The 22,433-nt window shown below is 72.7% G+C and carries 23 protein-coding genes; 9 read left to right on the forward strand and 14 right to left on the reverse strand.

Going from position 1 to position 22,433, the window contains the following annotated elements:
* Positions 1-18: 18 nt before the first annotated feature.
* From AA23TX_RS16040 to AA23TX_RS16050, 3 genes are all read left to right on the forward strand, one after another.
* The gene (locus AA23TX_RS16040; protein WP_155543316.1) at positions 19-672 is read left to right on the forward strand and encodes a GntR family transcriptional regulator; all 654 of its coding nucleotides are present in this window, start codon (positions 19-21) and stop codon (positions 670-672) included.
* Positions 673-794: 122 nt separating this feature from the next.
* Positions 795-1,028, forward strand: a complete 234-nt coding sequence (locus AA23TX_RS16045) for an aromatic-ring hydroxylase C-terminal domain-containing protein (RefSeq protein WP_338422497.1) — start codon at positions 795-797, stop codon at positions 1,026-1,028.
* A gap of 64 nt (positions 1,029-1,092) precedes the next feature.
* Positions 1,093-1,911, forward strand: a complete 819-nt coding sequence (locus AA23TX_RS16050; protein WP_230862516.1) for a DUF427 domain-containing protein — start codon at positions 1,093-1,095, stop codon at positions 1,909-1,911.
* Here the strand turns inward: AA23TX_RS16050 and AA23TX_RS16055 are convergent.
* The 3 genes from AA23TX_RS16055 to AA23TX_RS16065 form a co-directional block, all read right to left on the reverse strand.
* The gene (locus AA23TX_RS16055; protein ID WP_230862517.1) at positions 1,906-3,843 is read right to left on the reverse strand and encodes a DNA/RNA non-specific endonuclease; all 1,938 of its coding nucleotides are present in this window, start codon (positions 3,841-3,843) and stop codon (positions 1,906-1,908) included. The two genes, AA23TX_RS16050 and AA23TX_RS16055, sit on opposite strands and share 6 nt — an antisense overlap.
* 158 nt (positions 3,844-4,001) lie before the next feature.
* Positions 4,002-5,618: a CocE/NonD family hydrolase gene (locus AA23TX_RS16060; protein ID WP_155543319.1), complete on the reverse strand. Its 1,617-nt coding sequence runs from the start codon at positions 5,616-5,618 to the stop codon at positions 4,002-4,004.
* The gene (locus AA23TX_RS16065; RefSeq protein ID WP_155543320.1) at positions 5,615-6,214 is read right to left on the reverse strand and encodes a TetR/AcrR family transcriptional regulator; all 600 of its coding nucleotides are present in this window, start codon (positions 6,212-6,214) and stop codon (positions 5,615-5,617) included. The genes AA23TX_RS16060 and AA23TX_RS16065 overlap by 4 nt, the downstream gene beginning before the upstream one ends.
* 92 nt (positions 6,215-6,306) lie before the next feature.
* Between AA23TX_RS16065 and AA23TX_RS16070 the strand changes: the two genes are divergently transcribed.
* Positions 6,307-7,344, forward strand: coding sequence for a zinc-dependent alcohol dehydrogenase (locus AA23TX_RS16070; protein WP_155543321.1), 1,038 nt, complete (start codon positions 6,307-6,309; stop codon positions 7,342-7,344).
* A 15-nt stretch (positions 7,345-7,359) separates the two neighbouring features.
* Here the strand turns inward: AA23TX_RS16070 and AA23TX_RS16075 are convergent, their stop codons facing one another.
* Positions 7,360-8,979 (reverse strand): adenylate/guanylate cyclase domain-containing protein, encoded by a 1,620-nt coding sequence (locus AA23TX_RS16075; RefSeq protein ID WP_230862518.1) that lies wholly within the window; start codon positions 8,977-8,979, stop codon positions 7,360-7,362.
* 214 nt (positions 8,980-9,193) lie between these two features.
* Between AA23TX_RS16075 and AA23TX_RS16080 the strand changes: the two genes are divergently transcribed.
* Together AA23TX_RS16080 and AA23TX_RS16085 are read left to right on the forward strand one after the other, a co-directional pair.
* Positions 9,194-10,111 (forward strand): AurF N-oxygenase family protein, encoded by a 918-nt coding sequence (locus tag AA23TX_RS16080; protein ID WP_155543322.1) that lies wholly within the window; start codon positions 9,194-9,196, stop codon positions 10,109-10,111.
* A 1-nt stretch (position 10,112) separates the two neighbouring features.
* Positions 10,113-11,564: an FAD-dependent oxidoreductase gene (locus tag AA23TX_RS16085; protein ID WP_155543323.1), complete on the forward strand. Its 1,452-nt coding sequence runs from the start codon at positions 10,113-10,115 to the stop codon at positions 11,562-11,564.
* A gap of 20 nt (positions 11,565-11,584) precedes the next feature.
* On the opposite strand, the gene AA23TX_RS16090 is transcribed toward AA23TX_RS16085, so the two are convergent.
* From AA23TX_RS16090 to AA23TX_RS16130, 10 genes are all read right to left on the reverse strand, one after another.
* Positions 11,585-12,112 (reverse strand): pyridoxamine 5'-phosphate oxidase family protein, encoded by a 528-nt coding sequence (locus AA23TX_RS16090; protein WP_155543324.1) that lies wholly within the window; start codon positions 12,110-12,112, stop codon positions 11,585-11,587.
* 2 nt (positions 12,113-12,114) lie between these two features.
* Entirely contained in the window at positions 12,115-12,546 is a 432-nt protein-coding gene (locus tag AA23TX_RS16095; protein ID WP_155543325.1) for a winged helix-turn-helix transcriptional regulator, read from the reverse strand.
* Positions 12,547-12,628: 82 nt separating this feature from the next.
* Positions 12,629-13,768, reverse strand: a complete 1,140-nt coding sequence (locus AA23TX_RS49590) for a M20 family metallopeptidase (protein WP_196425343.1) — start codon at positions 13,766-13,768, stop codon at positions 12,629-12,631.
* Positions 13,765-14,751, reverse strand: coding sequence for a ketopantoate reductase family protein (locus tag AA23TX_RS49595; protein WP_196425344.1), 987 nt, complete (start codon positions 14,749-14,751; stop codon positions 13,765-13,767). The genes AA23TX_RS49590 and AA23TX_RS49595 overlap by 4 nt, the downstream gene beginning before the upstream one ends.
* Positions 14,744-15,523 carry an SDR family NAD(P)-dependent oxidoreductase gene (locus AA23TX_RS16105; RefSeq protein ID WP_155543326.1) on the reverse strand — a complete coding sequence of 260 codons (780 nt, stop codon included), beginning with the start codon at positions 15,521-15,523 and terminating at the stop codon, positions 14,744-14,746. Before AA23TX_RS16105 ends, AA23TX_RS49595 begins: the two co-directional genes overlap by 8 nt.
* Positions 15,523-16,806 (reverse strand): MFS transporter, encoded by a 1,284-nt coding sequence (locus AA23TX_RS16110; protein ID WP_155543327.1) that lies wholly within the window; start codon positions 16,804-16,806, stop codon positions 15,523-15,525. The genes AA23TX_RS16105 and AA23TX_RS16110 overlap by 1 nt, the downstream gene beginning before the upstream one ends.
* Positions 16,803-17,690, reverse strand: a complete 888-nt coding sequence (locus AA23TX_RS16115; RefSeq protein WP_155543328.1) for a polysaccharide deacetylase family protein — start codon at positions 17,688-17,690, stop codon at positions 16,803-16,805. Before AA23TX_RS16115 ends, AA23TX_RS16110 begins: the two co-directional genes overlap by 4 nt.
* The gene (locus AA23TX_RS16120; protein WP_155543329.1) at positions 17,687-18,694 is read right to left on the reverse strand and encodes an Lrp/AsnC family transcriptional regulator; all 1,008 of its coding nucleotides are present in this window, start codon (positions 18,692-18,694) and stop codon (positions 17,687-17,689) included. The genes AA23TX_RS16115 and AA23TX_RS16120 overlap by 4 nt, the downstream gene beginning before the upstream one ends.
* A 92-nt stretch (positions 18,695-18,786) precedes the next feature.
* A complete protein-coding gene (locus AA23TX_RS16125; RefSeq protein WP_155543330.1) occupies positions 18,787-19,728 on the reverse strand; it encodes a carbohydrate kinase family protein in 942 nt (313 codons plus the stop codon).
* Entirely contained in the window at positions 19,725-20,396 is a 672-nt protein-coding gene (locus AA23TX_RS16130) for a class II aldolase/adducin family protein (RefSeq protein ID WP_155543331.1), read from the reverse strand. The genes AA23TX_RS16125 and AA23TX_RS16130 overlap by 4 nt, the downstream gene beginning before the upstream one ends.
* Before the next feature lie 55 nt (positions 20,397-20,451).
* Between AA23TX_RS16130 and AA23TX_RS16135 the strand changes: the two genes are divergently transcribed.
* Genes AA23TX_RS16135 through AA23TX_RS16145 form a run of 3 tightly spaced genes read left to right on the forward strand, consistent with a single transcriptional unit; the run spans position 20,452 to position 22,311 of the window.
* Positions 20,452-21,048 carry a TetR/AcrR family transcriptional regulator gene (locus tag AA23TX_RS16135; RefSeq protein WP_155543332.1) on the forward strand — a complete coding sequence of 199 codons (597 nt, stop codon included), beginning with the start codon at positions 20,452-20,454 and terminating at the stop codon, positions 21,046-21,048.
* A 10-nt stretch (positions 21,049-21,058) separates the two neighbouring features.
* Complete coding sequence (locus tag AA23TX_RS16140) at positions 21,059-21,856, forward strand: thymidylate synthase (protein ID WP_155543333.1); 798 nt, start codon at positions 21,059-21,061, stop codon at positions 21,854-21,856.
* Entirely contained in the window at positions 21,853-22,311 is a 459-nt protein-coding gene (locus tag AA23TX_RS16145) for a dihydrofolate reductase (RefSeq protein WP_155543334.1), read from the forward strand. Before AA23TX_RS16140 ends, AA23TX_RS16145 begins: the two co-directional genes overlap by 4 nt.
* The last annotated feature ends 122 nt before the right edge of the window (positions 22,312-22,433 follow it).

Below are 22,433 nucleotides of genomic sequence, written 5' to 3' on the forward strand. Positions count from 1 at the left end.
GAATGTTAACATTAGGACATGAGTGCTCAAGTGGCTCCCGCACGCCGGCGCGGGCTCGCCGACGAGGTGGCCGACCGCATCCGCGACGCGATCTTCGACGGGACGTACGCGCCGGGAAGCCAGCTGCGCGAGGTGGAGCTGGCGGAAGCGCTGGGCGTCAGCCGCGGGCCGGTGCGGGAGGCGCTGCTCAAGCTGGAGCGCGAGGGGCTCGTGCGCGGCGAATGGCACCGGGGCACCACGGTGACGTCACTGTCCGAAGTGGACGTCGCCGAGCTGGACAGCCTGCGGGCCGCGCTGGAGCAGCTCGCCGTCGGGCTGGTGATCGACCGCGCACCGGGCCTCGACGCGGTCGACGCCGCCGTGGCGAGCATGGAACGGGCGGCGGACGAGCACGAGATGGTGCGCTGCGACCTCGCGTTCCACGACGCGATCTACGCGGCCGCGGGACACCGGCGCCTGGGCGAGGCGTGGGAGGCGATCCGCTCGCAGGTCCACCTGTTCCTGCTGACCCGGATCGGCGTCGACACGGACGGCTACCTGGCGGGCATCCCGGCCGAACACCGGCAGCTCGCCGACGCCCTGCGGGCCGGCGACCGGGACGCGGCCCTGGAACTCTTCGCTACCCACCGGCAGCACGCGTTCGACATCCTCACCGGGCGGAATCCGGGGTGACGGATGGCCAACCCCGCGCGGCTCCGGCCCGACCGGCGAGCCGCGGCGCTGTTCGCGATCCGGCGCCGCCCGGTCCGGCGGTGGTGCGGCCCAGCCCGGCCAGCCCAGCGCAGCCGGAGGTGGTGCGGCCCGGCCCAGCGGCCGCCGCTCGCGGCCCGGGGCGCGGTGCGGCGACGGTGGCCGCGGAGTGGGGGAGCCGCGTCCGTGTGGAGACGGCGCGGCCGCTGGCGTTCCCGGACCAGCGGCTGGCGGCGCTGGTGCGGCCGGACGGGTATCTGGCGTGGGCTTCGGTCGGCGAGCTGGACGAGAACGACCTTCGCGAGGCGATGACGACCTGGCTCGGCCCGGCCGGGTAAGACCACCGCGGGTGGCCCGGGCGGGTGTTGACGGCACCGCCCGCCGGCGCGGATCGTGGGATCCATGGCGACACGCATGGGCGCGCGGTTCACCGGTGACCTGGCCGAACTGCGGTACGAACCGGTGGCCAAGCGCGTCCGCGCCGTCGCGGGTGGACGGACGTTCGCCGACTCGCGGCGGGCCGTGCTGGTCTGGGAACCGAAGAGGGTCGTCCCGTCCTACGCCTTCCCCCTGCCGGACCTCCGCGCGACGCTGACCCCGTCGGACGACGCGTCGGCACCGGAACACCCGGTCCAGCTCGCCGAAGGCGGCCCGCCGGTCCTCGACCCGCGGACCGCCTTCGCCGTGCACACCTGCCCGGGCGAGCCGCTGACCCTCGACAGCGACGGCGTGACGCTGCCGGGCGCGGGCTTCCGGCCCGCCGACGACGACCTGGCGCAGCACGCCGTCCTCGACTTCGCGGCCTTCGACGAGTGGCTCGAGGAGGCCGAACCGATCGTCGGCCACCCGCGGGACCCGTTCGCGCGCATCGACGTCCGGCGCAGTGACAGCCGGGTGCGGATCGAGGTGGACGGCGTCGTCGTGGCCGACTCGGCCGCGCCCCGCCTGCTGTTCGAAACCGGCATCACCACCCGCTACTACCTGCCGCGCGAAGACGTCCGGATGGACCTGCTCACGCCGTCGGACACGCGCACCACCTGCGCCTACAAGGGCCACGCGAGCTACTGGTCGGTGGGCGCGCACCGCGATCTCGCCTGGACCTACGACGAGCCGTTGTCCGACGCGCGGGACGTCGCCGGGTACATCGCCTTCCTCACCGAACGCGTGGACGTCGTCCTGGACGGCGAGCGCCTGCCGCGTCCGGTGACGCCGTGGTCATAGCAGCAGGTCGTCGACGTCCCCGATCTCCCGCACCGCGCCGGTCGATTCCAGGCGCTCCAACGGATCGGCGTCGGTGAGCGCGCCGAACGACAGGCCGGTGAGGTCGGCGATCCGGCGCACCGGGACCTGGTACGTGCGGTAGGCGCCGTAGTCGAACTCGCCCGCGACCTCCAAGCCGTGGATGAGCTCCTCCTGGCTCAGCAGGTACGCCGTCGCCGAGAGCGTGCCGTCGGCCTTGACCATCGCGACGACCTTCCAGAACTGCCGCGGCAGCTGGACGCCGCGGTACCGGTCGTCGTCCTCGGCGAGCACCGGGCCGGTCACCACGCTCACCTTCAGGTCGTGGTTGTCCGCGTTGTTCAGCACGTAGTCCTCGAGCCCGGCCCACGTGGTCTTGTTCTGGTTGAAGTCCTCGTGCTGCGGTGAGCAGTTCGTGAAGTGGAACGTGTCGTCGTTGCCGAGCTGCGCGATCGCGGCCGTCGCGCCCCACGCCGGGTCCAGGCGGCGGACCAGGTGCCCGCGGTCGAGCGGGTTGGCCCGGTAGATCTCCTCGCCGACCTGCTCGCCGGGGTCGACGCGCGGGTCGAGCGACCACCGGTCCGCCTCGCGCCGCAACGGCTGGCTGGTGCGGCCGTCGATGTTGACGGCGGTGAAGAAGGCCAGGCGCCGCACCTTGTTCAGGACGACGCTGAAGTGGTGGTAGGGCAGGACGTACCGCGGTTCGGCCGCCGCCTGCCGGTTGGTCGCGGCCAGCGCGGCGAGCGCGTCGGACAGGCCGGGCAGCGGCACGGTGTGCCCGGGCAGGAAGTCGGGGTCGTAGCCCTCGCGGTTCGAGTAGTCGGGGTCGATCCGGATGGACTCCGGCGCCGCGGGCGGTTCGGCGCGCAGCCGGATGTCGACCGGCAGCGTCAAAGTGAGCGGCTGCGCGGTGCCGTCGGGGACCGGCCGGGCTGGTGTGCCGCGCTCGGGCCGGGTGGCGAGCCGGTCGAGCAGGGCCTGCCGGTCCGGGGTGAACCGCTGCCCGCGCAGGAACTCCAGCAGCCGGCTGACACGGATCCCCTCGTTGAGGTAACCGCCGTACTCCGCGTGTCCTTCGGCCGGGACGCTGGCGTGGTGCAGCGCGACGACCTCCCACTGGTCGTTGAACACCGGCGAGCCCGAGGACCCCGGTTCGGTGTCGGTTTCGTAGTGCAGGAACTTTTCCAGGACGTCGACGATCCGGTTTTCCCGCAGCGCCACCTGCTTCTTGCCGCCGCGCGGGTGCTGGATGATGGTGACGAAGTCGCCGACGATCGCCTTGCCCTCGCTGCCGATCAGCCGGTTGAACCCGAACGGCCGCAGCTCGTCCGCGGACGCTTTCACGGCGACGAGCGCGAAGTCGAGAGTCTCGTCGGCGACGAAGAAGCGGTCCGGGTCGAGCCCGAACGCGCGCACCGGCCGGGGCAGGCCGTCGACGCCGTCCTGGTAGTCGAACTCGATGACGCTCGACCCGGCCGTCGCGGCGTCCGGCAGCACGTGGTGGTTGGTGAGCAGCAGGTCCGGGGAGATCATCGACCCGGTGCCGTAGCCGGTGAGCCGGCCGCGGCCGTCGCGGATGTTGACCCGCCCGATCGCGGCCGACGCCGTGACACCGCCTTCGAGGTAGCCCACGCCGAGGAGGTCGTCGGTGAGCACGATCCGTTCGAGGATCGCCCCGGCGTCCGCCATCGCCTTCGGGTCACCGGCCGCGATGGCCGCCGGGTTCACCGGCCGCACGTCGGGGTAGTAGCGGCCGAGCCGGTCGATCCGGGTGGCGACGCGGCTGGGCTCGTCGGCCTCGGCGATGCCGCCGGGCTTGCGCAGCAAGGCGATCTTCGCCCGCCGGGCCCCGGTCCGCTCGGCGGCGCGCGCGGCCGCGGCTCGCTCCTGTTCGGACTGTCGGTCCGTCTGCACGTCCACAATGCCTCCCCGGCGGCCGGAAACATCGCGTAAGTCGGGTTTTCCCGGAACGCGTTACAGGATTCGCGGGGTGTCGCCGGAAATTGTTTTTCAGGCCATCGTGCGTTGTTTTCGCTGTGTAGCGGGAAATCGGGAAAATAACCGCCCGTGGCTCAGGAGCGCACCGGGAGCACGATCGCCGACGCGTGGGCCGGGTCGTGGTGGACCTCCTGGTCCGCGGCGCGCAGCGTCGTCGCGGTGGCGTGGGACTCGCCGGTGCCGGGATTGCGGGCGAAGCGGGGGAACGCGCCGCTCGACACCTGGACGCGGATGCGGTGCCCGCGCCGGAACCGGTGCGCCGTCGGCCACATCCGCACGGTCACCGCGGCCAGTTCGTCGGCGCCGGTCAGGCTGGTGAGGCCGTCGCAGATGTTGACCGACCGACCGGCGGGATCGACGTCGCAGAGCCGGACGAACACGTCGGCGAACGGCAGGCTGCTGCGGAACCAGATCTCCGCGGTCACGTCGCCGATGACTTCGACGTCGTCGTCGAGCACGGCCGTGGTGTGGGTGAGGACGTCGGCGCGGGCTTCCAGGGCCGCGTTGTCGACCCGGCCGGCGTCCGGGGCCATCCGCACGCCGCCGGCCGCGGGCGTCGGGTCCGCCGGGTCGTAGCGGTAGCGGCCGGGCTCCGACTCGGTGGGCGCTTCGGTCGCCAGCGCGCCGCCGGGCTGGAGGTGGAACCGTTGGGGCGCATAGCCTTCCGGCGGCCAGGACGCGAAGTCGCGCCAGGCTTCCTCGCCCATGACGAACAGCCGGACGGGTGCGCGCTCCGGCGGCTCCTCGCCCCGGGAATGCGCGAGCCCGAACTCGACGGCCTCCCGGATGGTGAGGCCCGCGCCGGCGAGCAGGTCGGGCCGGCCGGCGTGGGTCCACGGCCCGACGGTCAGCCGGGGATGCCGTCCGGCGTCCTGCAGCGTCCGGAAGTCGCGCAGCTGACCGGGCAGGAAGATGTCGTACCAGCCGCCGATCGAGCTCACGGGCACGGTGACGTCGGCGACGCGCGGCCGGTGGTCGATCGCCGCCCAGCGAGGGTGGTTTTCGGTGTGCGCCAGGATGTCCTGGATGTAGTCCGAGCGGTGGCCGATGGCGACGACGTCGGCCTGGGCGAGCGGAAGCGTGGTCAGTGCCCGCTCCAGCTTCCTCGCCTGGCCGCGTTGCCGGAGCAGCCCGAACCGGCGCTCCTGGACGGCGACCTGGACGCCCCAGCCGAACGGCGTCTCGAGGGAAAAGCCGTCCTCTCGCAGGAACTCCAGCGTCAGACCGGACTCGGTGACGTGCGGGATCATCGCCTTGACCTGCGGTGGCAGGCGATCGGCGACCGCCCACTGGACGAAGCCGAGGTAGCTGGGGCCGAGGAGCACCATCGCGTCGCCGAACCACGGCTGCCGCACGACCCAGTCGAGCGTCGCGAGGCCGTCTTCGCGCTCCTGCCGCAGCGGGTCGAAGACGCCGCCGGAACCGTAGCCGCCGCGGGTGCTCTGGATCAGCACCTGGAAGCCGCGTTCCGCCAGCGGGCGGGCGAAGAGCGCGCCGAACGCGCCCTTGCGGCCGTAGGGACTGCGCAGCAGCGCGGTGGGCAGGCCGTCCCCGCCCGTACGCGGCGCCCACCGGTCGGCGAGCAGCTCGGCGCCATCGGGCATCGGGACCCGCAGGTCGCGCTGGACGACCAGGCGCCGGGTCGCCGGGGCGGGCAGCTTCAGCAGACGCTCGAAGAGACGGCTGATCACCGGCCGGCCTCCTTCGTGATCATCGAGGTGATGACCGAGCGGATCCGCATCAGCCGGTCGGCGAAGTCGTTCGCGTCGAGGGGATCCGGCCCGTCGACGACCCAGGCGTTGACGACGGCGCCGGCCCCGCCGGTCAGGAACGTGGCCAGGTCTTCGATCCCGCGCGGGTCGAGGACGTCGCCGAACGCGCGGCCGAGGTGCCGCCGGTTGAGCGGGAGGAACACGCCGGTCATCGCCTCGGTGAACGCGAACGCGGCGGCCCCGGTCAGCAAGGCCCGGTAGAAGCGCCGGTGCGCGGCGAAGTGCCGCGCCAGCGCGAGGAGCGACGCCCGTTCGTCGTCGGGGGCCGGGAGGTCGTCGATCAGCTCCCGGCGGACGAGGTCGAGCGCGGCTTCCAGCAGGAGCGAGTCGCGGTCGCCGAACTGCTGGTAGAGCACCTGCCGGCTGACGTCGGCCGCCTCGGCGATCTCCGAGACCGCGACGCCGGCGGAGTCCCGTTCGGACACGAGGTCGACGGCGGCCCGCATCAACGCGGCCCGCGATCGGCGCACCCGCCGGTCCTTGACGGGGGCTTCGGTCGTCCAGTCGGCCCGCATGCCCTCAATAATGGACAGATGTCAAGAAAATAGCAAGTGTTCGGTAACGGCCTCCGGCGGCTCGGTCGCGGCGGGAGTGCGAGCATGCAGCCATGTCTTCGACGATGCGGGCCTTCGTGCTCACCGGCCCCCGGCGAGGGGCCGTCCAGGAGGTCCCCGCCCCGCGCGCCGAACCGGGCGAAGTCGTCGTCGACGTCGAACGGGCCGGGGTCTGCGGCACCGACGTCGAGTTCTTCACCGGCGAGATGGCCTACCTGCACCAGGGGCACTCCGCCTACCCGATGCGGCTGGGCCACGAGTGGGCGGGCACGGTTTCCGCCGTGGGGGACGGCGTCGACGCGGCCTGGCTCGGGCGGCGCGTCATGGGCGACACGATGCTCGGCGACCGGACCTGCCGCCGCTGCCGGCGGGGCCACCAGCACACCTGCGAGAACCGCCAGGAAGTCGGGATCCGCGGCGGACGGCCCGGCGCGCTGGCCGAACGGCTCGCCGTCCCAGCGTGGTCGCTGCACGTCTTGCCCGACGAGGTCGACGCCGTGCTCGGCGCGCTCGTCGAACCAGGGGGCAACGCGTTGCGCGCGGCGCGAGCGGCCGGCGCGGGTGCGGGCGACCGGGCGCTCGTGCTCGGCCCGGGCACGATCGGGCTGCTGACGGCGATGTTCCTGCGGGCCGCGGGCGCCGAGGTACACATCATGGGTGTGGGCGAAGGCGACTTCGCGCGCGGCCTCGGCTTCGAGCACGTCTGGACCCGCGCCACCCTGCCGGACCTGCCGTTCGACGCGGTCGTGGACGCGACCGGCGCCGCGGACCTGCCCGCGCTGGCCGTGGACCTCGTCGAACCGGCCGGCCGGGTCGTCTACATCGGACTGTCCGGCCGCCCGAGCACGCTCGACACCCGCGCGCTGGTGCTGAAGGACGTGACGGCGGTCGGAGTCCTGTCGGCGTCTCCGGGCCTGGCCGACACGATCGCGGCGTACGCCGGCGCAGCGGTCGACCCACGGCCGCTGGTCGCCGCCACGGTCGGGCTCGACGAGGTGGGTGCGGTGCTGGCGGGGGTGCGGGTGCCGGGGCCGGGCCCGAAAGTTCACGTGGACCCGCGGCGTCAGCCGGCTGGCTGGGCGTGGTCGTGAGTGAGAAACAGGGTTCTAACCCTGTTTCTCACTCACGACCGTCTGGGACTCGGGAGCCGGCTCATCCCGGACCTCCTGCCGGGGCGATGCCAGAGTCGTCGGGCGGCTGCGGCCGCGCAGGGTGACGTCCTCGGTCGCGCGCCACCGGTCCGCTTCCGCCGCCGCCGCGGCCTCGACCGCCGTCCACGACGCCAGCAGGCGGCCCGGGGCGTTCTTCGCCAGCTCGGTCAGCCGGGCGGCTTCGTTGACCGGGTCGCCGATCACCGTGTACTCGAACCGGCGCGGGTCGCCGACGTTGCCCGCGACCGCGTCGCCGGTCGCGACGCCGATGCCGGCCGGGCCGTCCGGTACCTCGAGCGCCAGCCGGCGGGCGATCGCGCGGCCGGCGGCCAGCGCGCACGTCGCGTGGCCGGCGAGCGCCACCGGTGCCCCGAAGACGGCCAGCGCGGCGTCGCCGACGAACTTGTTGACCAGCCCGTGGTGCCGGTCGACCTCGTCGACCACCACCGCGAAGAACCGGTTGAGCAGGCCGACCACCTCCTCGGGCGGGCGGCTCGCGGCCAGCGCCGTCGAGCCGACCAGGTCGACGAAGAGCACCGACACCGTGCGCACCGTGCCGCCGAGCTCGGTGCTGTCCCCGGACATGCGCATGGCCTCGACGGCGACCTCGTGCCCGACGTGCCTGCCGAACAGGTCGCGCATCCGTTCCCGCTCGGCCAGCCCGGCCGTCATGTCGTTGAACCCGGCCTGCAGCAGGCCCAGCTCGGTGCCGTCGTAGACCGGGATGGCCACGTCGAAGTCGCCGGCCCGGACGCGGCCCAGCGCGTCGCGGACCGACGTGATCGGGTTGACGACCGCGCGGGCGGTGAACACGGTGACCAGCAGGCCGAAACACAGCACGACCAGGCCGAGCGCGATCACCGACACCGCGAGCTTCGTCGTCGAAACGTCGCCGCGCACCCAGGCCAGCACCGCCGTGACGACCAGGCCGGCCACCGGCACCCCGGTGCCCAGGCACCAGAACAACAGCATCCGCAGGTTGACGCCGCCGCTGAGCGGGCGCGGGGGCGCGGTCCCGTCCAGGGCGCGGGCCGCATACGGGCGCAGGGCGAACTCGCCGAAGAGGTAAGCGATCGCGCACACCACGACGCTCGCGAACGCGACGACGAGGAACACGGTCAGCGCGACGGCGGGCTGCTCGACCACGGCCAGCGCGGCGAACACCACCGTCGCCACGCCCCACAGAACCGCTTGCATGAGCGTGAGACGCAGGGGGACGCGCAGGCTGGCGACGCGTTCGGCGTCGGTCGGGTGGCGCCCTTCGGCGGCCCAGCGCAGGGTCCGCAGCGCCCCGCGGGTACCCCAGAGGGTGCCGACGACGACCGCCGCCGCGACGTAGGCGGGCACCGCGACCGCCATGACCCGCACGAGGGCGCCGGACATGCCCGGGGCGGGCATGAGCAGCGCCGCGAGCCCGACGACCACCAGCGCGCCGATGACGTTCGTGCTGATCAGGGTGGCGGTCAGCAGGCGCTGGACGCGCCGCCGCAGTACGGTGACGTCCTGGTCGAGGGGCCCGAGCAGCCCGGAGCCGAACGGCCCGGACCGGGTGGGGATGTCGCTTCGTGAATGCACCGGTTCCCGCCGTTCGACGCGATTGAGTGAACGAATGTACACCGAACCTCGGACGGTGGGCGAGCCGGTTCACGCAGGCGGGTGGTTCAAAGCGGGACGGTGACGAGTCCCCGGCCCTGATCCTGGTCGTCGAGCCGACGGGTGTGCACTGGAACGAGTATGTGTTACGGTTGGTAACAGTGAACTCGGGTAACACCTGTCGAGGAGGTCGGCGATGACCAGCATCAGCGAACGCGAAGCGGGAACTGCGGGGCTTTCGGACCGCGAGACCACCGCGCGCCGGCTGCTGGACTCGGCGGAGCAGCTCTCCTACGACCCCGTCAAGGAGGTCGACTGGGAGACGCCGCTGGACACGGGCTTCCACGGCGCGAGCCCCGAGTGGAGCACGCTCTACGGCACGTCCTACTGGGCCGAGATGACCCCGGAGCAGCAGCGTGAGCTGACCCGCCAGGAGGCGGCGTCGGTGGCCAGCACCGGCATCTGGTTCGAGATGATCCTGCAGCAGATGATCCTGCGGGACTTCTACGCGAAGGACCCGACCGACCCCGCCTTCCAGTGGGCGCTGACGGAGATCGCCGACGAATGCCGGCACTCGATCATGTTCGCCCGCGGCGCCGCGAAGCTGCGCGCGCCCGCGTACCGGCCACGCCGGTTCGTCGTCGAGGCCGGCCGGATCTTCAAGGCGACCGCGACCGGTGAAGCGGCCTACGCGGCGATCCTCGTGGCCGAAGAGGTCCTCGACGTGATGCAGCGCGACTGGATGCGCGACGAGCGCGTCGTCCCGTTCGTGCGCACCATCAACAACATCCACGTCGTCGAAGAGTCGCGCCACATGAAGTTCGCGCGCGAGGAGACCCGCCAGCGGCTCGAGGGCGCCGGCTGGGTGCGGCGGCAGGTCAACGCGCTGGTCGTCGCGATCGCGTCCTACGTCATCGTCGGCAGCATGGTCAACGGCAAGGTCTACGAGAACGCCGGGCTCGACGGCAAGCGCGGCCGGCGCGAGGCGAAGGCCAACGAGCACCACAAGTCGATGCTGCGCTCGAGCTGCTCCGGGCTGATGGAGTTCCTGCACTCCGCCGGGCTGCTCACCAAGCCGGCGCTGTGGTTCTACAAGCGCGCCAACCTGATCTGACATGGCGTTCGCGATCACCCAGACCTGCTGCGCCGACGCGTCCTGCGTGACGGTGTGCCCGGTCAACTGCATCCACCCGACGCCGGACGAGCCGGATTTCGGGACGACCGACATGCTCTACGTCGACCCGGCGACCTGCATCGACTGTGGCGCGTGCGCCGACGCCTGCCCGGTCGACGCGATCTTCCCGGCCGGTGACCTGACCGGGCCGCTGAAGGTCTACGAGGAGATCAACGCGGAGTTCTACGCAGGCCGCGACGTGCTTGCCGAAGCGACCGTCGCCCCGAACTTCCACCGCTGGTCCCCACCGGAGTTCGGCCGCGTCCTGCCGAGCGACTTCGCGCCCTTGGACGTCGCGGTCGTCGGCACCGGCCCGGCGGGCATGTACGCGGTCGAAGACCTGTTGCTGCACACGAATTCCCGGGTCACGCTGATCGACCGGCTGGCGACGCCCGGCGGCCTGATCCGCTACGGCGTCGCGCCCGACCACCCGTCGACGAAGAAGATCGCCGAGACGTTCGCCCGCTTCCACGACCACCCGCGCCTGCGGTTGCGGCTGGGCACCGAGGCCGGCCCCGAACTGGCCGGACGGCACGACGCGGTCATCTACGCGGTCGGCGCCACCGAGGCCCGCCGCCTGGACGTCCCCGGTGAGGACCTGCCCGGCAGCCTGGCCGCGGCCACGGTCGTGAACTGGTACAACGGCCACCCCGACGTGCGGCCGGACGCCGTCGACCTCTCCGCCGAGCGGGTGGTCGTGGTGGGGACCGGCAACGTCGCCCTGGACATCGCCCGCATCCTCACCGCCGCGCCGGATTCGCTGAAAGGCACGTCCATCGCGCCGGCCGCGCTCGCCCGGCTGCGGTCGAGCAAGGTGCGCGAGGTCGTGCTGCTGGCCCGCCGCGGCCCCGCGGACGCCGCCTACACGCGGCCGGAGCTGCTGGCCCTCGCCGCGCGCGGCGACCTCGTCGTCGACGCGCACGATCCGCGCGTCGCGGCGGAGATCGACGCCGCGGTCCCGGGGGAGAAAGCCGCGCTGCTGCACGGGGTTCCGCGCGAAGAAGTGGACTGGTCGACGGCGCCGCCGGACGGCGCGCGCCGGATCGTCCTGCGCTTCCACTCGGCCCCGCTCGCGTTCACCGGCGACACGGAGGTCCGCGGCGTCCGCGTGACCGGCGACGTCGAGATCACTGCCGGCCGCGTGGTGCGGGCGGCCGGGTTCCGCGGCGTCCCGGTGTCGGGCCTGCCGTTCGACGAGGACACCGGGACGGTTCCGAACACGGCCGGCCGCGTCGAGCCGGGCACCTACGTGGCCGGCTGGATCAAGCGCGGCCCGTCGGGCGGCATCGGCGCGAACAAGGCGTGCGCCCGCGAGACGGTCGGCGCCCTGCTGGAGGACGCGGTCGCCGGCCGGCTGCGGACCCGGCGGCGCGGGCTGCTCCGCCGCGCCTGATCCGACCTGATCCGCTTCGGTCAGGGCCGGTGGCTGGTGTGGGTGAACTCCACAGTGGACAGCATGGAGGTGTCCGTGGCCGAGCGGCGACGGCCGAAAGCCAGCACCTTCGCCGGCTCGACCGCGAAGACCAGCGCGTCGTGCCCGCCCTGCCGGAAACCCTCGTCCGTCGCCTCGTAGACCCAGCTGCCGTCCCACTTGGCCAGCCAGGCTTCGGCGAGCCGCTCCAGCTTCGCCCGGTCGGTGACGCGCCGGGCGACGCCTTCGACCGTCACGTCCAGGGCGTCGTCCCAGGAGTCGCGGCCCGTGGTCAGCACGACGTTCGGGTTCGCGGTCAGGTTGAGGTACTTCTGCTCGGTTTCGCCGGTCGCGAAGTGCAGGGCGCCGTCGAGCCAGATCGCGACCAGCGGGGTCACGTGCGGCCGTCCGTCGACGCGCACCGTCGTGAGCCAGCTGATCTGGGCCGCTTCCAGGGCTTTCACCGTCTCGGCCCAGCCGGTGGCCTCCGTGCCGGGGTCGCTGAACCGTTCGTCGAGCCGGGTTTCCATGGTCACTCCGTTCGTCGGCCGGTGCCGAGGTGGGTTTCGCGCAGTTCGTCCATGAAGGCTTCCCACAGCGGGGGACCGCCCGCGGTGAGCACCTCGGCGCGCGCGGCGTACTCGTCGGTCACGGGCAGGTGCCGGACGCCCCACGCGCTGAGCTGGACGAGCACCGGGACCAGGTCGATCGCGCGCTCGGTCAGGCTGTAGGTGACCTTCTGCTTGTGCGACGGATCGCCGGCCCGGGTCAGCAGGCCGTGCTCGACGAGCACCGCCAGCCGGTCGGCGAGCACGTTCGACGAAATCCGCTCTTCGCCGCCGAGCAGCTCGCGGAAGTGCCGCGCCCCGCCGAAGACGACGTCCCGCAGCACGAGCAGCGTCCACCGGTCGCCGAAGATTTCCAGCGACAGGTTGATCGGGCACCCCGACCGCGCGTCCCGCACTGCTCCCACCTCACTGCGCTCATTGAACAACTGGTTGCGTTACGAGAGCAGTACTACCCGGCGGCGACCGGCGGTAAACCCGTCACCCGGCGAGCCGGTGCAGGACGGCGGCGGCCAGCGCCGTCCGTTCGAGCATCCCCTCGACGCTGATGTGCTCGTGGCGGGCGTGCGCGCCGTCGCCGACCGCGCCGAAGCCGTCCAGGACCGGGTGGCCCAGTGCCGCCACGAAGTTGCCGTCGCTGGCGCCGCCGACCGAACACTCCCGCAGCGTGACGCCCAGTTCCGCCGCTTCCTCCCGGGCCAGTTCGTAGAGCCGCGCGATCGCGTCCGACCGCTCCATCACCGGCCGGTTCCAGCCGCCGGTCACCTCGACCGTCGCGCGGGAGTCGTGCGCCGTCAAAGCGGCGAGGCCCGCGTCGATGCGGGCCGCCTCGGCCGCGCTGGACACGCGGACGTCGATCTCGCCGGACGCCGCGCCCGCGATCACGTTCTGCCGGGTGCCGCCGGAGATCACGCCGACGTTCACCGTGGTGCCGGCGTCCGGATCGGACAGGCCGTGCAGGGCGAGCACCGCCCGCGCCAGCTCGTCGACCGCGCTCGCGCCCTTGGCCGGGTCGAGCCCGGCGTGCGCCTCGACGCCCGTCGTGCGCACCCGGAACAGGCCGACGCCCTTGCGCGCGGTCTTGACCGCGCCGTCGGCGCTCGCCTCGAACACGAGCGTCGCGCGAGTGCCCGCGGCGGCTTCCTCGATCACCGGGCGGGACGCCGGGCTGCCGATCTCTTCGTCGCCGTTGAGGACCAGCCGCACGGCCGGGCGCGCCAGCCCGGCCGCGTCGAGCGCGCGCAGCGCCCACACCGCGTGCACCAGGCCGGACTTCATGTCGAAGATCCCGGGCCCGGTCGCGCGGTCACCGTCCACGGTGAACGGCCACTCGGCGAGCGTCCCGAGCGGCCACACCGTGTCGTAGTGGCACAGCAGGAGCACCGGCTCGCCGGCACCGGGGAAGTCGTAGACCTTGATGTCGCCGTACGGCCCGCCGTCGACGTCGCGGACGGTGCCCGGCGAACCCAGGCGTTCGCGCAGCCAGCCGTCCACCCAGGACAGTCCGTGGTCCAAGGCGGACTTGTCGTCACTGGGTGTCTCGATGCCGACGTAGGTCGCGACGTCGTCCAGGAGGTCGTCGCGGTGCGTGCGCACCCACTCGTGCAGTTCGCGGATCACAGCGCTCGCTCCAGTTCGGTCAGGTGGTCTTCGGACATCGGAGCGGCGCCGGTCTCGACATCGCGCAGCCGGGTCAGCATCGCCCGCAGCAAGGGCACCTCCGCCGCCGCGAGCACGGGCGCGTAGTGGTGGTGGACCTCGACCGGGCGGTGCCGGACGGCGATGTCGCGCCAGATGCCGCTGCGGTCCTTGGGCTGGGTCCGCAGCCACGCGACCAGGCGGTCGGTGGCCGCCTCGCGCCCGGGCGCGCCCGGCAGGTAGGCCGCCGGGTCGAACCGGTCGAACGGCTCCAGGACGCGGTCGCCGGCCGCGGCGAACACCTCCGCGGTGAGCGCGTGCATCAGCGGCCGGTGCCGGTCGATCAGGTCGGCCATGGGCGCGTCGGCCAGCGCGGTCGTCGTCAGCATCGCGCCGAAGCCGAGCTTCGCCCACAGGTAGCCTTCGACGTTGGCGGTCGCCTTCGCCGGACCCCACGCCTGCAGGTCCGCGACGACCTCCTCGACGCGGTCGCTGATCCGTCCGTCGGGCTCGCCGACGACCAGCGCGCCGAGCCCGCCGTCGCGCACGACCCCGGGCTCGACGACGTCGGCGAACAGGTTCACGAACGCTCCCACCGTCCTTTCCGGACCGACGTGCGACGCGATCAGTGCTTCGTTGAGCCCGTTCTGCAGCGAGACGACGAAACCGTCCGGCGCGAGCCGCGGGGTCAGCCACGGCAGCACCGTCTCGGTGGCCTGCGCCTTGACGGCCAGCAGCACCCGGCCGAACACCGGCGGGGCCGCTTCGGGGGTGAAGGCGGGCAGCTCGACGGTTTCGTCGCCGTCGGGGCGGCGCAGCGTGAGGCCGCGGTCCGCGATCGCGGCCACGTGCGCCGGGTCGGCGTCCACGATGGACACCGGGTGCCCGGCCCGCGCGAGGTGGAACGCCAGTGTCCCGCCGATCGCGCCGCCCCCGACCACGGTGTACGAGCGCAGGTCAGACATGTGTTTCCTCTCCTTCTTGCACGGGTGTTCGCCCGGCCCAGTGCAGCGGCAACCCGGCCGCGCCCGCGGTCGACCCGCCGTCGACGCGCAGGACGGCGCCGGTGATCCAGCCGGCCTCGGGGCCGGCGAGCCAGAACACCGCGTCGGCGATCTCGCGCGGTTCACCGCGCCGGCCGAGCGGGTTCACCGACACCGCCGCCGCGTAGGCCTCGGTGACCGGGTTCGCATCGCTGTCGACGGTGACGAAGCCCGGGCTCACGGCGTTCACGCGGATGCCGTGCGGGCCCAGCTCGACCGCGCAGGCCTTGGTGACCATCTCCAGTGCGGCCTTCGACGTCGCGTAGTGCGCGGCGCCGGGACGTGCCCGGGTGGCCGCGCCCGAGGAGATGTTGACGACCGCCCCGGCGGTCCCGGCTTCGGCGTGCGCGCGTCCGAAGGCGACCGTCGTGAGCAGCGCGGCCCGCACGTTGACGTCCTGCACGCGGTCCCAGATCGCCGCGGTCAGGTCGAGCAGGGGAGTGGCGGGGTAGATCCCGGCGGCGTTGACCAGGACGTCGACCGGACCGGCCCGCTCGACCAGCCCTTCGGCGTACTCCGCGTCGGCGAGGTCCCCGGGCAGCTCGACGACCTCGGTGGGCAGCTGACCGGCCACCGTGGACAGTTCCGCCGCGCGGAGGTCGGACAGGACCAGCCGGTCGCCCGCGGCGGCGAACCGCCGCGCGATCGCGGCGCCGATGCCGCCGCCGGCTCCGGTGACGAGCACGGTCCGCACTACAGCTCCTTGCCCTTGGTCTCCGGCATGGTGAGGTAGACCGCGACGCCGATGAGCGCGGCCGCCGCGACGTATATCCACACGAGGTTGCCGAGGTGGTTCGCGTTCAGCCATGTCGTGACGTACGGCGCGGTACCGCCGAAGATCGCCACGGAGAGCGCGTACGGCAAGCCGATGCCGGTGGTGCGGACCTCCGGCGGGAACTGCTCGGCCATGATCACCGCGCAGTTCGCCGAATACCCGACGATCAGGACCAGCCCGATCAGCTCGATGACGAACACGCTCCAGAAGCTGTTGCCCAGGAAGTGGAACGCGGGCCAGGCGAACACCACGAACCCGGCGGCGAACGCCGTCATCGTCACCTTGCGCCCGATCCGGTCGGACAGCAGCCCGCCGAACGGGAGCAGCGCGATGAACACGACCATGGCGAGGGTGTTCGCCAGCAGCGCCGTCTTGAGCGGGATGCCGGTGGACAGGTGCGCGTAAGCCGGCATGTAGGAGACCCACACGTAGTAGATCAGCGTCCCGGCGATGGTCACGCCCGCCACGCGGAGCGCGGCTTTCGGGTGGTCGCGCAGCATCGCGACCACCGGGTTGCGCCGCGGCTTCCCGGCGATCTTGGTGAACGCTTCGGTCTCCTGCACCGAGACCCGCAGCCACAGGCCGACCAGGCCGAGCAGCCCGGCGAGGCCGAACGCGAGCCGCCAGCCCCAGCCGCGCAGGTCGGCGTCGGAGAGCGTCGAGTTGAGGATCGTGCCCATCAGCGCGGCCAGCAGCGAGCCCAGGCCGACCGAAACCTGCTGCCAGGAACCGGCGAACGCACGCCGTGCGGGCGCGGCCGATTCGATCAGGAACGCCGACGACGAACCGAACTCGCCGCCCGCGGAGAAGCCCTGGACGAGCCGGGCCAGCAGCAGCACGATCGGGGCCAGCACGCCGATCGCCGCGTACGTCGGGCACAGCGCGATGACGATCGACGCCCCGGCCATCAGCGAGATGGTGAGCGTGAGGCCCTTCTTGCGGCCCTTGCGGTCGGCGTACGCACCGAGCACCGCGCCGCCGATCGGGCGCATGACGAACCCGACGGCGAAGACGGCCAAAGTGGACAGCAGTGCCGTGGTTTGGTTGCCACCGGCGAAGAACTGGCCGGCGAAGACCGGGGCGAACGTGGCGTAGACGGCCCAGTCGACCCATTCGACGGTGTTGCCGACGGCGCCGGCGATGATCGCTTTGCGTTGCCGGGCCGTCAGGCGGTGGCTGACGACGGTGTCCACAGTGGTCATGGTTGCTCCCGCAGGACGTGGTCGACGATCTGGGCGTGCGTGGCGAACCAGACGCCGTCGTGGCCGGAGATGTGGTCGAGGAGCTCGGCCAGGATCGCGATCCGCGAGCGGTGGCCGATGATGTGCGGGTGCATGGTGAGCTGGAAGATCCCGCCGTCGGCGTAGGCGGCGTCGAACTCGTCGCGCCAGATCGAAAGCACACCGCGCGGCGGGGTGTAAGGCCGCAGCGAGGCGAACCGGTCCATCATGAAGTACGGCGCGTCGTCGCGGATCCACTCGACCGGCAGCTCGACGACGCCGGTGGGTTCGCCGTGCTCGAGGATCTCGTAGCAGTCGTCGTCCGCCATCAGCGACGAGTCGTACTTCAGGCCCAGCTCGCGCGTGATGGCGAGGGTGTGCGCGGAGAAGTCCCAGGACGGCGTCCGGATCCCGACCGGCCGGGTGCCTGCCAGACGTTCCAGGACGTCGGCGGCACGGAAGGCGAGGTCGCGCTCCTCGGTCTCGGTGAGCGCGGTGTTGCGTTCGTGGATCCAGCCGTGCAGGGCCACTTCGTGTCCCGCGTCCACATAGGACTTGACTTCACCGTCGTGCAGCAGGGCCGACACGGCGGGCATGAAGAAGGACGCCGGAGCGTTGTGCTGGCGCAGCAGCTTCAGGATGCGCGGCACGCCGACGCGGGCGCCGTACTCGCCCTGCGCCATCTTGCCGGGCAGGACGTCGCCGTCGCGCAGAGCGGGCGTCTCGTGGTCGGAGTCGAAGGACAGGGCCACGGCGACCTTCGCACCGCCGGGCCACGACGCCGGGCGCAGCGCGCGTCCGGCGCGGACGTGCTCGACGTGCCCTCGCCACGTCTGTTCGTCCCACTGCCACGGTTGTTCCGTCATGCGTCCTCCAAGCTGGCGGCGGGCGTCGGGGCCCACGCGCGCTTGAGCGTCGAAACCTGCAGGGTCACGTCGGCCTCCCGGAGCCCGGGCAGCGCGCCGACGACGTCGGTGGTGTGGCGGTAGAGCTCCCCGTAGTGGCGCAGCACGATCTGGCCGACGAGGTTGAAGCGGCCGGTGGTGGCGCTCAGGTACTTCGTGCCGGGGTGGGCGGCGAGCTGCTGTCCCGCGCGGTCCAGCTCGCCGGGGACGACCGAGAGCCAGAGCATGAACTCCAGCGCATAGCCGAACATCGCGGGCTCGGCGAGCGTCCGGAACCGCAGGCAGCCCCGGCGCACGAGCGAGTCGACGCGGCGGGCCACGGTGGACTCGCTGGTGGCGACCTGCTTGGACACTTCCTTGAAGGGCAGGCGCCCGTCTTCGCCGAGTGCGGCGCAGATCGCGAGGTCGAGTTCGTCGAGCTGTTCGGGCGGACGCTCCCAGTGCTGCTCCTCGAACGGCCGGACGTCGCCGCCGCGCAGCTCTTTCGCGGCCTCGGGGCTCAGCTCGCCGGAGTTCCAGTCGTGGTTGGAGGTGAAGGTCCGCATGACGGCGAAGGTCTCGGCGTCCCGGATGGCCTCGGCGGCGGGGAAGCCGTTTTCCTGCAGGCCGGCGATGTCGGCGTAGGAGGGGAGGACGAATTCGGCGGAGCAGTCGGCGCTGCCGGCGAGCACGGTGGCGTACCGGACGTCGGGCCGGGCGGCGAGGGCTTCGGCGACGGTGCCGGCCGCGCCGGGGCGGCACTTCAGGCGGGCGATGACGGGCACGCCGAGACCGCACCGGAGCACGTCGACGACACCGATGACCCGGAGCCGGCCGCTTTCGGTGAGCTTTTCGGCGCGCCGGAGGACGGTGGACTCGCTGGCGCCGACGTGGCGCGCGACGGCGCCCCAGGACGCCCGGCCGTTGAGCTGGAGGGCGGCGACGATCCGCCGGTCCAGCTCGGCCGCTTTGCCTTCGTTCTGCACAAGAGGCATCTTGAATGCGGGAAAACGTCAAGTCAAGGGGTGGCGATGCACGAAAACTGCACTCGCTGGATCGCCGCGCCCTGGGCGCGGGGTCAGGGCGTCGGGAGGACCGGCGTCGAAGCCGCGAAGGCGTCGGCCGCCGCCAGGTCGAAGTCGCCGTGGTCGCTGCCCAGCCCCTGGGCGACCAGGCCCGCCGCCGCGCAACCCAGCACGGCCGCCTCGCGCAGCGAGCGGCCCAGGCCGACACCTCGCAGGAACCCCGCCGAAAACGCGTCGCCGCAGCCCGTCGTGTCGACGACCGGGACCGCGAAGGCCGGCACCGCGATCGTCTCCTCCGCGGTGACGACCAACGCCCCGCGCGCGCCCCGCGTGACCGCGACGCACCCGACCCCGCGCTCCAGCAGCGCGCGGGCGCCGTCCTCCGGCGAGACCGCGCTCGTCAACCCCAGCAGCTGCTCTTCGTTCGGCAGCAGGTAGTCCAAAGAGGACAGAGCGGGATCGAGCCAGGCGAGCACCCCCGGGTCCCCGGGTGCCAGCAGGTCGGCCGACGTCACGACTCCGGACAGCCGCGCCGGCACCAGGATCGCCGCGGCCGCGGCACCGCCCATCAGCTCCGGCCCGCCCAGGTGCAGGTGCGTCGCGCGGGCGATTTCGGCGACGGGAGCCTCCGACGGCTCGTACCCCAGGTTCGCGCCCGGCACGTGGAACGCGGGCCGGCTGCCGTCGGCGCGGATCGGGAGCACCGACGCCGACGTCTGCACGCCCGATCGGCGAAGCACCAGCGACGTGTCGATGCCGTACTGCGCCAGCATCGAAAGCAGCAGGTCACCGATGGGATCGTCGCCGACCGCGCCGGCCGACCGGACCCAGGCACCGAGCTTCGCCAGCGTCACCGCCGTGCCCGCGGCCGTCCCCGCCGGGCCGAACCGGATCTGCTCCACCAGCGCCGCGCCCTGGCCCTCCGGGATGGTCTCGACCGGCCGGACCTGCACGTCGAACACATGCGCGCCCAGCGTCACGACGGTCTGCGTCATCGGTCCTCGATCCGCCGGGGCCGGCCGTACCCGGTTCGCACGGCCGCGGTCACGACGGCTTCCTGTTGCCACTCGTCCAGTGCCCGCGGCGCGCCGAGCGCCGCCGCCCGGACGTACAGGCCACACGCCCACTCCAGCAGCAGTGCGTTGTCCATCGCCGCGTCGAGCGTCGGCCCGTGGGCGATCGCGCCGTGGTTGGCCAGCAGCGCCGCCGCCTTGCCCTCGAGCGCCGCGAGCGTCCCGGCGGCCAGCTCCGCGGACCCGAACACGGCGAACGGCGCGACCCGGACCGAGCCGCCCAGCGCGAGCTGCTGGTAGTGCACGCAGGGCAGCTCGTCGAGCACCAGCGACACCGCCGTGGCCTGCGGCGAGTGCGTGTGCACGACCGCGCCCACGTCGTAGCGCCGGTAGATCCCCAGGTGCAGCTCGAGTTCCGACGTCGGCGTGAGCTCTCCGGCGACGACCGTGCCGTCGAGGTCGACGACCGTCACGTCGTCCGGCGTGGCCGCACCCAGCACGATCCCCGTCGCGGTCACCGCCACGTGCTCGCCGGCCCGGACGCTGACGTTGCCCGCCGTGCCGATCAGCAGGCCCTCGCCGGCCAGGCCGTTGCTGGCGCGGGCGACCGCCCGCCGCGCGTCGTCGAGTTCGGAACTTCCCACTGCCATCGCCCGAGGCTAGAATAAATGCGAAACAAAGTCACGTTCAGGTTTGGAGCGAACGATGCTGCGGCGCGTACCGCGTCAGGCCCGGGCCCGCGAAAAGCTGGCGCGGGTGCTCGAGGCCGCCGACCGGCTGCTCGCCGAAGAGGGCGTCGAGGCCCTGACGACGACCCGGGTCGCCGCCGCGGCCGGCGTCTCCGTCGGGACGCTGTACCAGTACCTGCCGGACCGCGACGCCATCACCGAGGCACTGGCCGACGGCTACCTCGCCCGGCTGGAAGACCTCATGACGGCGTTCGCGGATCAGGCGGCGAAGGAGACCTGGGACGATCCCGTCGGCCTGCTCGTCGACGCGTTCGCCGCGCTCTACCGCGCCGAGCCCGGGTTCCGGGCCCTCTGGCTGGGCCGCGGGCTCACCGAGGCGACGCGGGAAGCCGACGTCGCCCACAAGCGCGTGATGGCCACCGGAGTGCACCGCGTGCTCGTCGCCCAGGGCGTCCTCCGCGACGACGAGGAAGCCGCGACGGCGTGCCGCACCGCCTTCCTCGCCGCCGACGCCGTCATCCAGGAGGCGTTCCGCGCCGACCCCGAGGGCGCCGCCGGACTTCTCGACCAGCTCAAGGCGATGCTCCGGGCCTACCTGGAGCGGCTCGTCTAGGCTCCCGGGCATGCCCGACACGCAGTACGAAGACCTCCTCCGTCATGTTCTCGACTCCGGCGCCCGCAAGGCGGACCGGACCGGCACGGGCACGCGGTCGATCTTCGGGCACCAGCTGCGCTACCGCCTGGCCGACGGGTTCCCGCTGGTCACGACCAAGAAGGTGCACTTCCGCTCGGTCGCGTACGAGCTGTTGTGGTTCCTGCGCGGCGACGGCAACGTCGAGTGGCTCCAGGAGAACGGCGTCACGATCTGGGACGAGTGGGCGGCACCGGACGGCGACCTCGGCCCGGTCTACGGCGTCCAGTGGCGGTCGTGGCCGACCCCGGACGGCGGGCACGTCGACCAGATCGCCGAGGTGCTGCGCACGCTGCGCGAGAACCCGGACTCCCGGCGGATCATCGTCTCGGCGTGGAACGTCGCCGACATCCCGCGGATGGCGCTGCCGCCGTGCCACGCGTTCTTCCAGTTCTACGTCGCCGACGGCGAGCTGTCCTGTCAGCTGTACCAGCGCAGCGCGGACCTGTTCCTCGGCGTGCCGTTCAACATCGCGAGTTACGCGCTGCTGACGCACATGATCGCCGAGCAGGTCGGCCTGCGCCCCGGCGACTTCGTGTGGACCGGCGGCGACTGTCACATCTACGACAACCACGAGGAGCAGGTCCGCAAGCAGCTCGCCCGGGACGCGCGGCCGTTCCCCACGCTGAGCCTCAAGCAGGCGGACAGCCTCTTCGACTACACCTACGACGACATCGCGCTCGACGGCTACGACCCGCACCCCGGCATCAAAGCGCCGGTGGCGGTGTGATCGGGCTGGTCTGGGCGCAGTCGGCGAACGGCGTCATCGGCCGCGACGGCGCGCTGCCGTGGCACCTCCCGGAGGACCTGAAACACTTCCGCACGCTGACGTCGGGCGCGACCGTCCTCATGGGACGCCGCACGTGGGAGTCGCTGCCGCCGCGGTTCCGCCCGCTGCCGGGCCGGCGCAACCTCGTGCTGTCGTCGGCGCCGCAGGAGGGTGCCGAGACGTTCGCCGACCTGGCACCGGCGCTGGCCGCGGCGTCCGGCGACGGCTGGGTGATCGGCGGGGCGGCGGTGTACCGGGCGGCGCTGCCGTTCGCGGACCGGATCGTGGTGACGGAGATCCGGGAGACCTTCGAGGGCGACACCCGGGCGCCGGAGGTCGGGCGGGCGCCGGACTCCGCGGGGGAGTGGCAGGAGTCGTCGACCGGACTGCACTACCGGTTCCTGACTTGGGGCTAGTTCGCGGCTTTCCGCCATCCGCCGGTTGACGCGGAAGGCGCCGGAGGTCAACTGGGAACCGGGACCGCGAGCGCCGCCGATCACCCAGCCGTCATGGGCTGGGCGTCGTGGAACTCCTTCGC

Origin of the sequence: Amycolatopsis camponoti, from assembly GCF_902497555.1 — a bacterium.
Classification (GTDB): Bacteria; Actinomycetota; Actinomycetes; order Mycobacteriales; family Pseudonocardiaceae; genus Amycolatopsis; species Amycolatopsis camponoti.

Coding starts and splice junctions, on each gene's coding strand:
- AA23TX_RS16050 (WP_230862516.1), top strand. CDS start 1,093: ATGGCGACACGCATGGGCGCGCGGTTCACCGGTGACCTGGCCGAACTG.
- AA23TX_RS16140 (WP_155543333.1), top strand. CDS start 21,059: ATGCCCGACACGCAGTACGAAGACCTCCTCCGTCATGTTCTCGACTCC.
- AA23TX_RS16090 (WP_155543324.1), bottom strand. CDS start 12,112: ATGGAAACCCGGCTCGACGAACGGTTCAGCGACCCCGGCACGGAGGCC.
- AA23TX_RS49595 (WP_196425344.1), bottom strand. CDS start 14,751: ATGTCTGACCTGCGCTCGTACACCGTGGTCGGGGGCGGCGCGATCGGC.
- AA23TX_RS16065 (WP_155543320.1), bottom strand. CDS start 6,214: ATGCGGGCCGACTGGACGACCGAAGCCCCCGTCAAGGACCGGCGGGTG.
- AA23TX_RS16040 (WP_155543316.1), top strand. CDS start 19: ATGAGTGCTCAAGTGGCTCCCGCACGCCGGCGCGGGCTCGCCGACGAG.
- AA23TX_RS16080 (WP_155543322.1), top strand. CDS start 9,194: ATGACCAGCATCAGCGAACGCGAAGCGGGAACTGCGGGGCTTTCGGAC.
- AA23TX_RS16135 (WP_155543332.1), top strand. CDS start 20,452: ATGCTGCGGCGCGTACCGCGTCAGGCCCGGGCCCGCGAAAAGCTGGCG.
- AA23TX_RS16110 (WP_155543327.1), bottom strand. CDS start 16,806: ATGACCACTGTGGACACCGTCGTCAGCCACCGCCTGACGGCCCGGCAA.
- AA23TX_RS16130 (WP_155543331.1), bottom strand. CDS start 20,396: ATGGCAGTGGGAAGTTCCGAACTCGACGACGCGCGGCGGGCGGTCGCC.
- AA23TX_RS16115 (WP_155543328.1), bottom strand. CDS start 17,690: ATGACGGAACAACCGTGGCAGTGGGACGAACAGACGTGGCGAGGGCAC.
- AA23TX_RS16125 (WP_155543330.1), bottom strand. CDS start 19,728: ATGACGCAGACCGTCGTGACGCTGGGCGCGCATGTGTTCGACGTGCAG.
- AA23TX_RS16070 (WP_155543321.1), top strand. CDS start 6,307: ATGTCTTCGACGATGCGGGCCTTCGTGCTCACCGGCCCCCGGCGAGGG.
- AA23TX_RS16085 (WP_155543323.1), top strand. CDS start 10,113: ATGGCGTTCGCGATCACCCAGACCTGCTGCGCCGACGCGTCCTGCGTG.